This window comes from Alistipes sp. 56_sp_Nov_56_25, assembly GCF_001915285.1.
GTDB lineage: Bacteria > Bacteroidota > Bacteroidia > Bacteroidales > Rikenellaceae > Alistipes > Alistipes shahii.
In genome coordinates, this window is sequence record NZ_MNQF01000012.1 from 24,302 (window position 1) to 39,128 (window position 14,827).

Consider the following 14,827-nt stretch of genomic DNA (forward strand, 5'->3'; position numbering starts at 1 on the left):
AGCGGACCGCATTGCGACGTTGCGGCGCCGCAACGTCACAACCGTCACAACCGTCACAACCGTCGCAACCGTCGCAACCGCCGCAACCGCCGCAACCGCCGCAACCGCCGCAACCGCCGCGGGAGCGCCCCGCGACACCCGGCCGACGCCGGTCGGCGAAGAGACCGACTGCCGCCTGCGGACCGACGGGTTCAAGGTGTCGCAGCAAAAGCGATTCCGACACGTGCAAAACAAGAGGAGGAGGCTCGTTGCGAGCCTCCTCCTCTTGTTTCCGGCAAAACCCGCCGTATCAGCGGATGCCGCACTTCCTGAATACCTTCAGCAACTCGGGCTGGAGGTTCTGCGCCCAGCGCCAATAGCCCAGATCCGAAGGGTGCGTGCCGTCGGCCGAGGTCACGTGGTCCGTTCCCGTGAGGTCCGCCTTGTCGACGAAATAGACGTTGTCGAAACGCTTCATGGCTTCGGCCATCTGCCGACGGGCCATGTCGCGCTTGTCCTCTTCGATTTTGCGGGAACGGAGGTCGAAATTGCCGCTCTCGCGGTAGATCGTCTGCACGAAGATCAGCGGCGTCGAAGGCAGCTTCGCGCGGATGCGTTCGATGAAGGGAATCAGCCGCTCTTCGATCATCTTCGCGTCGGGATTCGAAAAGGCGTCGAAAACCATCGCGTCGGCGTCCTTTACGTCGCCGAGGTAGTCGGCGAAATAGGGTTGCAGCTTGCAGTTGCCGCTGCACGCGATGCTGCAAAAGCAGAGGCCCGTGTTGCGGCCGATCTGCATCGGGTAGCTCATGCCCGCGCGGCTGGTGCTGACGCCGTGCGTGAAACTCGACCCGAAGATCACGATCTTATGCCGGAAGGGATTCTCCATCGGGGTGATCGTCGCCCCCTCGTCCACCCCGACGCGGAGCGACGTCAGCTCGCTGTAATTGGGCAGGTACAACAGGCACTCCTTCTCCGAAGAGTCCATGCGGCTGATCATCGTGTAGGCCTCGCCGCGTTTCTTCGGGGCGCGCGACGCGGCGTAAAGCCACTCGCCGTCCTTGCGGATGTAGAGGTCGAAACCCTCCGAAGCGACCCGCGGGGTGCTTGCCCCCGCGTAGACGAACGAGGTGTACTGCGGCTCCAGGTCGATGCGCGTGGAGTTGGTTTTGAAGACCAGCGCGAGACCCGCCGAGCAGCGCACCTGCTGGTTCTCGCCCTTGGTGAAGCCCTTGTAGGCGACCGTGTCGATCCGGTGGTAGGGATGCGGCGTCGGCAGGGCCTTGCCGATGAGGTTCAACTCGGTGGCGTCCACGAACCGCATCTGTGCGGCCGCGGCCCAGACCGTCAGCAGCGCGACGGTCAGAAGAAAGAAACGTTTCATTGCTGTGAATTTAAAGTTTTCGGTTTTCAAAAAAGGGCGAAGTCCGGAAACTTCGCCCTTGCGGCACAAGCCGTATCCGGCTATTTGGCGGCTTCCTGCCAGATCAGCGCCGAGGCGCCGAGGATGGCGGCATTCTTGCCCTGAATGCCGCTGGGAAGCAGTTTCACCTTGTTCTTGAAGACGAAGAGCATGTTCTCCTCCATGTACCACTGCGTCGGTTCGAAGATCAGCTTGCCGGCCTTCGAAAGTCCGCCGAAGAGGAAAATGGCCTGGGGCGAGGTCACCGTCACCACGTCGGCCAGCGCGCGGCCCAGCATTTCGCCCGTATAGCGGAACGCCTCCAGCGCAATGGGATCGCCCTGCTCGGCGGCGGCCGAGATCATCGAGGCGTCGAAGTCGTCGAAGGCGATGCTGCGCAGTTTGCTGGGGGCGTTCATCTTCGCCATCAGCTCGAACGCCGTGCGCTTGATGCCCGTCGCCGACACGTAGGTCTCCAGACAGCCCCTGCGCCCGCAGCCGCACTCACGGCCGTTGCGCTCGACGATCACGTGGCCGAACTCGCCGGCGAAGCCGTCGTGGCCGTAGACCATCTCGCCGTTGGCGACGAATCCCGAACCGAGCCCCGTGCCGAGGGTGATCATAATGAAATCGCGCATGCCCTTGGCGTTGCCGTAAATCATCTCGCCGATCGTCGCCGCGTTGGCGTCGTTGGTAATGAGCGTCTTCACGCCGCCGAAACACTTCGAAATATCGTCCGCCAGCGGGAACACGCGGCGCGACTCGTCGGGATTGGGGTCGCCCTCCTTAAACTTCCAAAGGTTCGCAGGGGTTTCGATCGTGCCCTTGTGGTAGTTGGCATTGGGCGCGCCGATGCCGATGCCCGTCAGTTCGTACTCGAACGAAAGGCTCTGCGCCAGAGCGCGCATCGAGTCGCAAAGGTCCTCGACATAAGCCGGATAGTCGTCAACATAAGGGTACTTCTTGGTCGAGATGACCGATTCGGCATAGAGGTCGCCGTTTTCATCCACGAGGCCGAAAGCGGTGTTGATGCCGCCGATGTCCACGCCGATCGCGAGTTTTTTCATATCGTGTTTCAGGTTAAAAGTTAGTTTTATCCTGTCAAAGTTAATCGAAAATTCGGCTACTCCAAAGTTTTTTCCTATTTTTGGGACAGTTTCCGACCCAAAAGTACCATTCAAGACTATGCAGACCAACGAGCAGATGCTCTCCGCCATCGAAAATTACCTCGCCCAGACCGAATTTCCGGCCGAACCGGAACTCCTATACGCCCCGATCGGCTATTCGCTCGCCGGGGGCGGCAAACGCCTCCGCCCCATGCTGCTGACGCTCTCCTGCGGCATCTTCTCCGACGACGTGAAGCAGGCGCTGCCCGCAGCTGCGGCCGTCGAGGTGTTCCACAACTTCACGCTGCTGCACGACGACATCATGGACAACGCCGCCGTGCGCCGGGGCAAGCCCTCGGTCCATGCCAAATGGGGGCAGAACGTGGCCATCCTCTCGGGCGACGCCATGATGATCTACGCCTACCGCCTGTTGAGCAGCGTCCCGGCCAACCTGCTGCCGCAGGTGCTCTCGACCTTCAACACCATGGCGCTCGAGGTGTGCGAAGGACAGCAGTACGACATGGATTTCGAACAGAAACCCAAGGTCTCGGTGGTCGAATACATGCACATGATCGAGTTGAAGACCTCGGTGCTGCTGGCCGGATCGGTCGTGATCGGCGCGATGCTGGGCGGCGCTTCGGACGAGGACCGCCGCCGCCTGCGGCGCTTCGCCGTCGAGCTGGGGCTGGCGTTCCAGTTGCAGGACGACCTGCTGGACAGCTACGGCGACCAGCGGCTGGGCAAAGCCATCGGGGGCGACATCCTCGAAGGCAAGAAGACCTACCTGATGATCACGGCGATGAGCCATGCCGACGAGGCGACGCGCGAGATGCTGCGCACGGCCTACCGCGACCCGGCGCTCTCCGACGCCGAGAAGATCGGCAAGGTGAAGTCGATCTACGACCGACTGGACGTGCCGCGCCTGACCGAGCAGCAGATCCAGCTGCGTTTCGAACGTGCGCTGTCGATCCTCGACACCCTTTCGGTGGCCCCTTCGCGGACGCAGCGCATGCGCGACTACGCCATGAGCCTGATGGACCGGAAAAACTGAACGATGAAACGCTCCGACATTGAAATAATGGCTCCCGTCGGGAGTTACGAATCGCTCGCGGCCGCCATCCGGGCCGGGGCCGACGCCGTCTATTTCGGCGTCGGGAAACTCAACATGCGTTCGGCCTCGGCGGCCAACTTCACGCTCGACGACCTGGGACGGATCGTCGCCTCGGCCCGCAAGGCCGGGGTGAAGACCTACCTGACGGTCAACACGATCGTCTACGAAGACGAGATCGCCGACGTGCACGCCGTGATCGACCGCGCCAAAAAGGAGGGCGTCGACGCCGTGATCGCCTCGGACATGGCGGCGATCCTTTACGCCCGCCGGATCGGGCAGGAGGTGCACATCTCGACCCAGAGCAACATCTCGAACTCCGAGGCGGTGCGCTTCTACGCCCAGTGGGCCGACACGGTGGTGCTGGCGCGCGAACTGTCGCTGGAGCAGGTGGCGGCGATCCGCCGCCGGATCGTCGAGGACGACATCCGCGGCCCGCGGGGCGAACTGGTCGAGATCGAGATGTTCGCCCACGGCGCGCTGTGCATGTCCGTCTCGGGCAAATGCTACCTTTCGCTCTACGAAACCAACTGCTCGGCCAACCGCGGCGCCTGCCGCCAGCTGTGCCGCCGCAAATACACCGTCACGGACAAGGAGACGGGCGCGCAGCTGGACATCGACGGACGCTACGTCCTGTCGCCCAAAGACCTATGCACCATCGACTTCCTCGACAAAATGATCGCCGCGGGGGTCCGGGTGCTGAAGATCGAGGGACGCGCCCGCGGCGCGGAGTACGTGAAACGCGTGGTGGAGTGTTACGACCAGGCGCTCAAGGCGATGGAGTCCGGGACCTACACTCCCGCTTTAACTGCGGAGCTGAAAGAGCGGCTCCGCACGGTTTTCAACCGCGGTTTCTGGGAAGGCTACTACGCCGGACGCCCTGTCGTGGAGCACAGCCCCGCCTACGGATCGTCGGCCACCCAACGCAAAGTGTATGTGGGAAAGGTGACGAACTTTTACCGAAAGCTCTCGGTAGCCGAGGTGTCGGTCGAAGCGGCTCCGCTCGCTGTCGGGGAACCGATCTTCTTTCTCGGCGCGACCACGGGCGTCGCCGAACAGACGCTCACCGAACTGCACGGACCCGACGGACAGCCGGCAGAGTCGGTCGCCCAGGGGGAACTCTGCGCCATCCGCACGCCCGGCGTCGTCCGCCGCGGCGACCAGCTCTACAAATTCGTCCCCGCCGAAACAACCTGAAACCCGATACCGATGAAACCTCAACCGACCCAACCGGCCGCCTCGCAGCGGCTTCTTTCGCTCGACGCCCTGCGGGGCTTCGACATGCTCTTCATCATGGGATTCGCAGGACTGGTAACAGCCCTGTGCAAGCTCTGTCCCGGAGAATTTTCCGACTGGATGACCGCCCAGATGGGTCACGCCGACTGGAACGGATTCTTCCACCACGACACCATTTTCCCGCTGTTCCTCTTCATCGCGGGCATCTCGTTCCCCTTCTCGCTCGCCAAACAGCGCGAAAAAGGGATGAGCGAACGAAGCATCTACCTGAAAGTCATCCGCCGCGGCCTGACCCTCGTGGCGCTGGGATTCGTTTACAGCGGACTGTTCAAGCTCGACTTCGCCACGCTGCGCCTGCCGAGCGTGCTGGGCCGGATCGGTCTGGCGTGGATGTTCGCGGCGCTGCTGTTCGTCAATTTCAACGTGCGCACGCGCGCCGTCATCGCCGCCGCGATCCTCCTCGGCTACGGACTGCTGCTGCAATTCGTCGCCGCGCCCGACGCCGGAGGGGCCGGGCCGCTGACCCTCGAAGGCAATATCGTGGGCTACGTCGACCGGATCGTCATGCCCTCGCACCTGCTGGGAGGCAGGGGATTCGACCCCGAAGGGTTGTTGAGCACCCTCCCGGCCATCGTGACGGCCATGCTGGGCATGTTCACGGGCGAGTTCGTCCGCCGCTCCGAAGAGCGGACCTCCGGCAGCCGCAAGACGCTCTGGATGGCCGCCGGGGCGGTTGCGCTGCTGGCGCTGGCGCTCTGCCTCGACCCGTTGCAGCCGATCAACAAGAAACTCTGGACTCCGGCCTTCGTATTCGCCGCCGGAGCCTACTCGCTGGGCATGTTCGCGCTGTTCTATTATATAATAGATGTGTGCCAATGGCGGCGGTGGAGCTATTTCTTCAAGGTCATCGGCGTCAATTCGATCACGATTTACATGGTCCAGCGGATCGTCCGCGTGAGCTACACCTCGGAGTTCTTCTTCGGCGGGCTGGCTTCGAAACTCTCGCCCGAGGCGGCCGCCGTGGTTCTCTCGGCGGGGTACGTCGCCGTCTGCTGGCTGCTGCTGTGGTTCCTCGACCGGAAAAAGATATACCTCAAGATCTGACCGTCCCCCCAATGACGGGAAGGCGCATCCGAAAGGTGCGCCTTTTTTCATGCCACGGAAACCGAAAACGGCCAACTATCGAAAATTATTTATCGAATTTCAATAAATATTATTTGTTTTTCAAAAATTGTTTCGTATGTTTGCAGTGTCGAAAACAAAAAAGACACCCCATGGAAATCGAAAAAGTCATCCGCATTCTGACCGTTTTTCTCGTCGTCGCGGCTTTCGCCGTGAAGGTCGCCACACATCTGATGTTCCCCCAGTCGCCGCACGGGTTCAACCTGCCGATCGCGATCGGCCTGCTCCTCTGCCTGACGAACATCTGGCGCAAAACCGGAAAACAAGAAGAGAACTCAAACGAATAAATCCCATGAAAAAACTCCTGATCATCGCCGCAATGGCCGCCACGGCCGTCGCCTGCACCCCGAAAACAGCCCCCGAGCTGCCGATGGAGACCTTCTTCCGCAACTCGGAAAAGTCGGACTACCAGATTTCGCCCGACGGAAAATACTTCTCCTACATGGCCCCCTGGGAGAGCCGCCGCAACATCTTCGTACAGCAGGTCGGGTCGGACGAGGCCGTGCGCATCACCTCGGAGAGAGAACGCGACCTGGCCGGATACTTCTGGGCCAACGACAGCCGCATCCTCTACCTCAAGGACACGGGCGGCGACGAGAATTTCCAGCTCTACGGCGTCGACATCGACGGCACGGACCCGAAGGCCTACACCGCCATCCCGGGCGTGCGGACCACGATCATCGACCCGCTGGAGGAGATCGACTCGCTGATGATCATCGGCACGAACGAGCGCAACCCGCAGATATTCGACCCCTATCGTTTGAACCTCAACACCGGGGAGAAAACCCTGCTCTGCGAGAATCCCGGCGACGTGCAGGGCTGGCAGACCGACCACGACGGCAAGCTGCGCGTGGCCTACGCCGTCGTCGACGGCGTCAACACCCAGATCCGCTACCGCGAGAGCGAGGCCGAAGAGTTCCGCCCCGTGCTGACGACCAATTTCAAGGAGGGGGTCAGCTTCGCGACGTTCACCCCCGACAACAGGATGGTATACGCCATCACCAACCTCGGACGCGACAAGGACGCCCTCGTGCTGATGGACCCCGCGACGTGCGAGGAGAAAGAGGGGCTCTATACGAACGACACCTACGACCTGGCGGGCGTCTGGTACAGCGAAAAGGAGAAAAAACTGCTCGGCGTATCGTACGAAGGACACAAGGGGACGACGCGCCACTTCTTCGACCGTGAGGCCGGCGAGCTGTTCGGCCGCATGGAGCGCCACCTGCGCGGCTACGAACTGGGCATCGTCGGTTCGGACAAGGCCGAGGACAAATACATCGTCTACGCCGGCAGCGACCGCACGGCGGGCGCCTACTACATCTACGATGTCGCCGCCGACACGATGACCAAACTGGCCGACCTGCGTCCGTGGATCAAACAGGAGGAGATGGCCGAAATGCTCCCCATCGAATACACCGCGCGCGACGGCGAGCGCATCGAGGGTTACCTCACGCTGCCCGTGGGCAAGACCCTGCGCAACGCCAAAAACCTGCCCGTGGTGGTGAATCCCCACGGAGGTCCGTGGGCGCGCGACTCGTGGGGCTTCAACCCCGAGGCGCAGTTCCTGGCCAACCGCGGCTACGCCGTATTGCAGATGAACTTCCGCGGCTCGACGGGCTTCGGCCGCCGCTTCACGGAGATCGCCTTCGGCAAGTGGGGGCAGGAGATGCAGGACGACATCACCGACGGCGTGAACTGGCTGATCGGGAAAGGCATCGCCGATCCCGCCCGGATCGCCATCTACGGCGGCTCGTACGGCGGTTACGCCACGCTGCAAGGCATCGTCAAAGACCCCGACCTCTACGCCTGCGCCATCGACTATGTAGGCGTCTCGAACCTCTTCTCGTTCCTGAACACCATTCCTCCCTACTGGAAGCCGCTGCTCGACCAGATGTACGAAATGGTCGGCAATCCCGAAACGCAGCAGGAGATGCTGCGCGAAAACTCCCCGGCGCTCAACGCCGGGCGGATCAAGACCCCGCTGCTGGTGGTTCAGGGCGCCAACGACCCCCGCGTGAACATCAACGAGAGCAACCAGATGGTCGAGGCGCTGCGCGCACGCGGCGTGGAGGTGGACTACATGGTCAAGGACAACGAAGGCCACGGATTCCACAACGAGGAGAACCGCTTCGACTTCTACCGCGCCATGGAGAAGTTCTTCGGCAAGCACCTCAAGGGCGTCCGGCCCGAGGGCGACATCGTCCCCGAAAGCTGCCGCCGGTAAAGGCAGCGGAAACAGAATCTGTGAACCACAGCCATTCAAAATAAAAAGTTCAAACCCGGGCCGACCCGGAAGACGGCTCTCTTACCGGCCGCCGCGACGGAAAAGCCCATATGACAGTTGTGCGACGAAGGCCCGGAATTTCCGGGCCTTTTGCCGGAAAAGCCCGGAAAAATCCCTACTTTTGCTGTCGCAATGCACGCCGCGCCCCACATACCCCAGCGTCCTGCGGACGGACTGCCCATGCCCCAACGGCTTGGAGCCATTCTGGCCGTGGCCTTCGGCGTATCGCTCTCGGTGATCGACGGGACCGTCGCCAACGTCGCCCTGCCCACCATCGGGCAGCAGTTGGGCATCTCGGCGGCCGATTCGATCTGGATCGTCAACGCCTACCAGCTGGCCATCATGGTCTCGCTGCTCTCCCTCTCGGCGCTGGGCGACGTGGTGGGTTACCGCAAGGTCTACATCGGCGGGCTGATGCTCTTCACGGTGGCGTCGGTGGGCTGCTCGCTCTCCGGGTCGCTCCAGGCCCTCGTGCTGGCGCGCGTCATGCAGGGGTTCGGAGCCGCGGCCATCACCTCGGTCAACACCTCGCTGATCCGCTTCATCTACCCCAAGGCCCGGCTGGGACGCGGCATGGGCGTCAACGCCACGGTGGTCGCCACCTCGTCGGTGGCCGGGCCGACGCTGGCGGCGGGCATCCTCTCCGCGGCCGACTGGCCGTGGCTGTTCGCCGTGAACGTCCCGATAGGGCTGGCCGCCCTGGCGCTCAGCCGCCGGTTCCTGCCGGAGAATCCCGTACGGGTGCGCGAACACCGCTTCGACTGGCGCGACGCAGTGATGAACGCCCTGACGTTCGGACTGATGATGGCCTCGGTCGAGGGTTTCTCCCACGGGCTGGACCCGCGCGTGCTCTCGCTGGGCGTCGCGGCGCTCATCGTCGTCGGCTTCTTCTTCATCCGCGGCCAGCTGCGCGAACCGTATCCGATCCTGCCGTTCGACCTGCTGCGCATCCCGATCTTCTCGGTCTCGGTCGCAACGTCGGTCTGCTCGTTCCTCGGGCAGATGCTCGCCATGGTGGCGCTGCCCTTCTACTTGCAACAGGCCTGCGGCTACAACGACGTCGAGACGGGACTGCTGCTGACGGCCTGGCCCGCCGTGATCATGGTCGTGGCCCCGGTGGCCGGGCTGCTCATCGAGCGCATTCACGCCGGGCTGCTGGGCGGCACGGGGCTTACGATGATGGCCGCGGGACTGTTCCTGCTGGCCTTCCTGCCGGAGCATCCGACCGATTTCGACATCATCTGGCGGCTGGTGCTCTGCGGCGCGGGATTCGGACTGTTCCAATCGCCCAACAACAGCATCCTGATCGCCTCGGCCCCGCCCGAACGGAGCGGTTCGGCGAGCGGCATGCTGGCCACCGCACGCCTCGCGGGACAAACGACCGGCGCCGCGCTGATGGCCCTGCTGTTCCACGTCGTGCCCGAAAACAGCACCCACACGGCCCTGCTGCTGGCGGGCGGATTCGCCGTCGCAGGGGCCGCCGTCAGCCTCGCGCGCATCCGCCTGCCCCTGCCCGAAGGGCTGAAGAGAATTAAAAATGAAAAATGAAGAATTAAAAATTAGTTTTTCGTATATTTGCTGAAAACAGCAACACTATGTTTTCAGCAAAAACCTATACCGCGCGCCGCCACGAGCTGCGCACGAAGATCGGAAGCGGCATCATCCTGCTCCCGGGCAATTCGCTCTCGCCGAACAATTATCCCAACAACGCCTACTACTTCCGGCAGGACTCCTCGTTCCGCTACTATTTCGGGCTGAACGTGCCGTCGGTCGTCGGCGTGATCGACGCCGACACAGGCGAAGAGGCGCTGTACGGCGACGATTTCACCGTCGAGGACATCATCTGGACCGGACCGCAGCCCACGCTGCGCGAAATGGGCGCCGGAGCGGGCGTCACGGCGACGTTCCCGATGGCGGAGCTTGAAAAACGGCTGCGCAGGGCGATCTCCCTGGGCCGCAGGGTCCACTACCTGCCGCCCTACCGCGGGGAGACCAAGCTCCAGCTGTCGGCGCTGCTGGGCATCAAACCCGCGCTGCTGCACGACTACAAGTCTGTGGACCTGATGTTCGCCGTGGCGGAGATGCGCGAGAAGAAGAGCGCCGAAGAGGTCGAGGAGATGGAACGCGCCTTCCGGATCGGCTACGAGATGCACACGACGGCCATGCGGATGTGCCGCCCGGGCGTCGTCGAACGCCAGATCGCGGGAGCCATCGAAGGCGTCGCCAAATCGCAGGGACAGGGCGTGTCGTTCCCGTCGATCGTGTCGCAGCACGGCGAGACGCTCCACAATCTCAACGCCGACGGCGTGCTGGAGGAGGGCCGGCTGCTGCTGTGCGACGCCGGCGGCGAAACCGTCGAAGGCTACTGCTCGGACCACACGCGCACCTATCCCGTGAGCGGACGCTTCACCCAAAAGCAAAAAGACATTTACAACATCGTACTGGCGGCGCACGACCACGTGGCGCGCATCGTGAAGCCCCACATGATGTACACCGAGGTGCACAACGCCGCCTACATGACCCTCGCCGAAGGGCTTGTCGGACTGGGCCTGCTGAAAGGCTCGGCCGCCGACGCCGTGGCCGCAGGGGCGATGACGATGCTCATGCCCCACGGACTGGGCCACGGACTGGGCATGGACGTGCACGACTGCGAGGCGATGGGCGAGAGGTCGTTCGACTACGGTTCGATCGCCGAACGGGCCGCCGAGTCGGGAACCTGCGTCTACCGCGCGGCGTGGCGGATCGAACCGGGGACCGTGATGACCGACGAACCGGGTCTCTACTTCATCCCTGCGCTGATCGACAAGTGCCGCGCCGAAGGGAAATACAAGGGCATCGTCGACTACGACGCGCTGGAGGCCTACCGCGATTTCGGCGGCATCCGCATCGAGGACGACATCCTCGTGACGGAGTCGGGCAGCCGCATCATCGGCGACCGGAAAATCCCCGTCACAGTCGAAGAACTGGAAGGCGTCGTGGGCAAATAACGCACCGAAAACCCCGCAAACACAACGACTATGGACAAAAAATGGACAATCGGCCTGGGCCTGCTGGGCATCCTGATCGTCTTCCTGCTGCTCTGGAATTTCGCTCCGGCCATCCAGCGGTGGCTGGCGAGCGTCTTCGTGGACATCATCCTCCTGCTGGCCGCCTTCGCGGCGGGATGGCTCTTCGGCCGTTTCGGAGGCAAACGCCGCCGCAGCGACGACGAACGCAACGCACGCAACATCACCCAAGCTCAAAAAAAGTAACGACCTCCATGAAAAAACTGATTCTGCTGATCGCGCTCGCACTTCCGGCCCTGCTGACGGCCCAACAGCGCGACTGGGCCAACTACGGCCGCTATGCCGAAGCCAATGCGCAGCTCACGACCCCGCCCGCGGTGGTGTTCATGGGCAACTCGATCACCGACGGATGGGACAACGCCCATCCCGAATTCTTCACGGCGAACAATTTCGCCTGCCGCGGAATCGGCGGGCAGGTCACCGGCCAGATGCTCTGCCGCTTCCGGGCCGACGTGATCAACCTCCATCCGCAGGCGGTGGTGATCCTCGCCGGGACGAACGACCTGGCGCAGAACAACGGGCCGATCGCCACCCAGCACATCGTCGAAAACATCATCTCGATGGCCGAGCTGGCGATGGCCGCAGGCATCCGGCCGATCATCTGCTCCGTGCTCCCGGCCGGAAAATACCCCTGGAGGACCGAGATCGAGTCGGTTCCCGAAAAAATCCGGGACCTGAACGCACGGCTGCACCGGTACGCCTCCGACCGCGGGCTGATCTGGGTCGACTATTACACGGCGATGGACGCCGGAGACGGCTCGATGCGCAGCGAGTACACCAAAGACGGCGTGCATCCCACGCCCGAAGGATACGACGTCATGGAGCGGATCGTTCTGCCCGCGCTGGCGCACTACTGTCCCGCGGCCGCAAAGTGAATCCGCGGTTCCGACAGACCGAAAAATCGCCCTCAAGGGGCGATTTTTTCATTCCCGAAGTTGTTTTTCACGAATAATTTGTATATTTATAGTCGGCTAACCGAAAAACCTTAAAACCATACGAGAATATGAAAAATTATTCAGCTAAAGAGATCAAGAACATCGTACTCATCGGCGCGCCCGGCACGGGTAAAACTACCCTTGCCGAAGCGATGGCCTTCGAGGGTAAGGTCATCGACCGCAGGGGTAGTATCGAGGCGAACAACACGCTCTCGGACAACACGGATATCGAGCACGAATACAAACGCTCGATCTATTCGACGATCCTCTTCACCGAATTCATGGACCGCAAGTTGAACATCATCGACTGCCCCGGCTCGGACGACTTCTGCGGAAGCCTCTTCTCGGCCTTCAAGGTCGGAGACGTGGGCGTCTTCCTGTTCAACGCCCAGAACGGCTGGGAGGTGGGCAGCGAGATTCAGGCCCGCTACGCCCGGCTGCTGCAAAAACCCGTGATCGGCGTGGTGAACCAGCTGGACGCCGAGAAGGCCAGCTTCGAGGCCACGGTCGAGTCGATCCGGGCTTCGTCGCGCGTGAAACCCGTCATCGTGCAGTATCCCGTCAACCAGGGTCCGGAGTTCAACGCCTTCATCGACGTACTGCTGATGAAGATGTACCGCTTCAAGGACAACGACGGCCACCGCGAGGAGCTGGAAATTCCGGCCGAAGAGCTTGAAAAGGCCCAGGAGCTGAACAAGGAGCTGGTCGAGATGGCCGCCGAACACGACGAGGCGCTGATGGAACTCTACTTCGACAAAGGCACGCTCACGCAGGACGACATCCGCTCGGGCCTGAAGATCGGCGTCTCGAAACGCGAAGTGATGCCCATCTTCTGCACCTCGGGCAAGCGCGACATCGGCACCAAGCGTCTGATGGAGTTCATCATCAACGTGGCGCCCGGTCCGCAGAAAGCCCCGGCATTCCTTTCGACCGAAGGCGAGGAGATCACGGCCGACGAGACCGCACCCGCCGTGGCATTCGTCTTCAAGAGCCAGGTGGAACAGCATATCGGCGAGATCACCTATTTCCGCGTCATCCGAGGCAGGATCGCCGAGGGAGCGGAGCTGGTGAACACCCGCACCGGAAACAAGGAAAAGCTCTCGCAGCTGTTCGCCGTGGCGGGCAAGAACCGGATCAAGGTCACGGAACTCATGGCCGGAGACATCGGCTGCACGGTGAAGCTGAAGGGCACGCGGACGAACGACACGCTTTCGGCCCCGTCGGCTCCCGTGACGATCGAACCGATCGTCTTCCCCGAGCCCCGCTACCGCGCCGCCATCAAATGCAAGGACCAGGCCGACGAGGAGAAACTGGGCAAGGTGCTCAACGACGCCAAATTCGAAGACCCGACCATTCTGGTCGAATACTCCAAAGAGCTGAAGCAGACCATCATCCAGGGTCAGGGCGAACACCACCTGAACATCCTGCGCTCGCGCATCGAGAAGGAGAACAAACTCGCCTATGAATACATCGCGCCGAAGATTCCCTACCGCGAAACCATCACCAAGGTCGCGCAGGCCGACTACCGCCACAAGAAGCAGTCGGGCGGCGCAGGCCAGTTCGGCGAGGTGCACATGATCATCGAACCCTATTACGAGGGCATCGGCGAACCGAAGAACTACAAGGTACCCGGCAAGGGCGACATGGTGCTGAACCCCAAGACCAAGGAGGAATACGACCTGCCGTGGGGCGGCAAACTGCAATTCTACTCGGCGATCGTGGGCGGCGCCATCGACGCGCGCTTCATGCCCGCCATCCTGAAAGGTATCATGGAGAAGATGGACGAAGGCCCGCTGACCGGATCGTACGCCCGAGACATCCGCGTGGTGATCTACGACGGCAAGATGCACCCGGTGGATTCGAACGAAATCTCGTTCAAGCTGGCGGCCCGCAACGCCTTCAAGGAGGCTTTCCGCAACGCGGGACCCAAGATCATGGAGCCGATATACAGCGTCGAGGTACTCGTGCCGAGCGAATACATGGGCGCCGTGATGTCGGATCTCCAGAACCGCCGCGCGATGATCGCCGGCATGGAGTCGGACAAGGGATTCGACCGGCTGAACGCGCTGGTTCCGCTGGCTGAACTGTACCGCTACTCGACGACCCTTTCGTCGCTGACGTCGGGTTCGGCCACCTACTCGATGAAATTCGGCAGCTACGAGCAGGTTCCCGCCGACGTGCAGGAAAAACTGCTCAAGGCCTACACCGACACCGACGACGAATAACCCGGCAAAGGCCGGGCTTCAGGAGGCGAGAGGCCAGTCGGAACGGCACAGCCCATTCTGCGCCCGGCCCCGCTTAAAAGACCGGCTTCAGGGACCGCAGCAGGCCCTCCGCGTACCGTCCGGTTCCACGCCCCCCGCAAAGAGCCGGGTCCGGAGGCGGCACACAGGCTTCGGATGTCGCCATCCGGCGCTGCGCCCGATAATGCAAAAGCGGCGGACCGATGATTCGGTTCGGTATTTGTAGGTAACGGAATATGCAGAAAAGAGTAAATGTCTTGTTTATAAGTATTTAATTCTCTTTTCCG

General features: G+C 62.2%; 12 protein-coding genes. 10 read left to right on the forward strand and 2 right to left on the reverse strand.

The genetic code is table 11. The features are described 5' to 3' along the window. Positions 1-289: 289 nt before the first annotated feature. Entirely contained in the window at positions 290-1,363 is a 1,074-nt protein-coding gene (locus BHV64_RS05385) for an SGNH/GDSL hydrolase family protein (RefSeq protein ID WP_138265662.1), read from the reverse strand. Between the two features lie 80 nt (positions 1,364-1,443). After that, positions 1,444-2,448, reverse strand: a complete 1,005-nt coding sequence (locus BHV64_RS05390) for an ROK family protein (RefSeq protein ID WP_015546524.1) — start codon at positions 2,446-2,448, stop codon at positions 1,444-1,446. Positions 2,449-2,566: 118 nt separating this feature from the next. Here BHV64_RS05390 and BHV64_RS05395 point away from each other — a divergent pair, with 118 nt between their 5' ends. The 10 genes from BHV64_RS05395 to BHV64_RS05440 all read left to right on the forward strand — a co-directional run bounded on the left by BHV64_RS05395 (position 2,567) and on the right by BHV64_RS05440 (position 14,522). After that, a complete protein-coding gene (locus BHV64_RS05395; protein WP_217727599.1) occupies positions 2,567-3,538 on the forward strand; it encodes a polyprenyl synthetase family protein in 972 nt (323 codons plus the stop codon). A gap of 3 nt (positions 3,539-3,541) precedes the next feature. Continuing rightward, a complete protein-coding gene (locus BHV64_RS05400) occupies positions 3,542-4,792 on the forward strand; it encodes a peptidase U32 family protein (protein ID WP_015546526.1) in 1,251 nt (416 codons plus the stop codon). Positions 4,793-4,804: 12 nt separating this feature from the next. Further along, positions 4,805-5,935, forward strand: a complete 1,131-nt coding sequence (locus BHV64_RS05405; RefSeq protein ID WP_138265663.1) for an acyltransferase family protein — start codon at positions 4,805-4,807, stop codon at positions 5,933-5,935. A gap of 170 nt (positions 5,936-6,105) precedes the next feature. Next, positions 6,106-6,300: a hypothetical protein gene (locus BHV64_RS05410; RefSeq protein WP_022061927.1), complete on the forward strand. Its 195-nt coding sequence runs from the start codon at positions 6,106-6,108 to the stop codon at positions 6,298-6,300. Between the two features lie 32 nt (positions 6,301-6,332). Further along, the gene (locus BHV64_RS05415; RefSeq protein ID WP_254886392.1) at positions 6,333-8,237 is read left to right on the forward strand and encodes a S9 family peptidase; all 1,905 of its coding nucleotides are present in this window, start codon (positions 6,333-6,335) and stop codon (positions 8,235-8,237) included. Between the two features lie 240 nt (positions 8,238-8,477). Next, positions 8,478-9,845: an MFS transporter gene (locus BHV64_RS05420; protein WP_217727603.1), complete on the forward strand. Its 1,368-nt coding sequence runs from the start codon at positions 8,478-8,480 to the stop codon at positions 9,843-9,845. Positions 9,846-9,892: 47 nt separating this feature from the next. After that, positions 9,893-11,284: an aminopeptidase P family protein gene (locus BHV64_RS05425; protein WP_149886911.1), complete on the forward strand. Its 1,392-nt coding sequence runs from the start codon at positions 9,893-9,895 to the stop codon at positions 11,282-11,284. A 30-nt stretch (positions 11,285-11,314) separates the two neighbouring features. Next, entirely contained in the window at positions 11,315-11,548 is a 234-nt protein-coding gene (locus tag BHV64_RS05430) for a hypothetical protein (protein ID WP_015546532.1), read from the forward strand. 8 nt (positions 11,549-11,556) lie between these two features. Continuing rightward, positions 11,557-12,237: an SGNH/GDSL hydrolase family protein gene (locus tag BHV64_RS05435; protein WP_015546533.1), complete on the forward strand. Its 681-nt coding sequence runs from the start codon at positions 11,557-11,559 to the stop codon at positions 12,235-12,237. A 128-nt stretch (positions 12,238-12,365) separates the two neighbouring features. Continuing rightward, positions 12,366-14,522: an elongation factor G gene (locus tag BHV64_RS05440; protein ID WP_022061922.1), complete on the forward strand. Its 2,157-nt coding sequence runs from the start codon at positions 12,366-12,368 to the stop codon at positions 14,520-14,522. The last annotated feature ends 305 nt before the right edge of the window (positions 14,523-14,827 follow it).

Coding starts and splice junctions, on each gene's coding strand:
- BHV64_RS05385 (WP_138265662.1), bottom strand. CDS start 1,363: ATGAAACGTTTCTTTCTTCTGACCGTCGCGCTGCTGACGGTCTGGGCC.
- BHV64_RS05390 (WP_015546524.1), bottom strand. CDS start 2,448: ATGAAAAAACTCGCGATCGGCGTGGACATCGGCGGCATCAACACCGCT.
- BHV64_RS05395 (WP_217727599.1), top strand. CDS start 2,567: ATGCAGACCAACGAGCAGATGCTCTCCGCCATCGAAAATTACCTCGCC.
- BHV64_RS05400 (WP_015546526.1), top strand. CDS start 3,542: ATGAAACGCTCCGACATTGAAATAATGGCTCCCGTCGGGAGTTACGAA.
- BHV64_RS05405 (WP_138265663.1), top strand. CDS start 4,805: ATGAAACCTCAACCGACCCAACCGGCCGCCTCGCAGCGGCTTCTTTCG.
- BHV64_RS05410 (WP_022061927.1), top strand. CDS start 6,106: ATGGAAATCGAAAAAGTCATCCGCATTCTGACCGTTTTTCTCGTCGTC.
- BHV64_RS05415 (WP_254886392.1), top strand. CDS start 6,333: ATGGCCGCCACGGCCGTCGCCTGCACCCCGAAAACAGCCCCCGAGCTG.
- BHV64_RS05420 (WP_217727603.1), top strand. CDS start 8,478: ATGCCCCAACGGCTTGGAGCCATTCTGGCCGTGGCCTTCGGCGTATCG.
- BHV64_RS05425 (WP_149886911.1), top strand. CDS start 9,893: ATGTTTTCAGCAAAAACCTATACCGCGCGCCGCCACGAGCTGCGCACG.
- BHV64_RS05430 (WP_015546532.1), top strand. CDS start 11,315: ATGGACAAAAAATGGACAATCGGCCTGGGCCTGCTGGGCATCCTGATC.
- BHV64_RS05435 (WP_015546533.1), top strand. CDS start 11,557: ATGAAAAAACTGATTCTGCTGATCGCGCTCGCACTTCCGGCCCTGCTG.
- BHV64_RS05440 (WP_022061922.1), top strand. CDS start 12,366: ATGAAAAATTATTCAGCTAAAGAGATCAAGAACATCGTACTCATCGGC.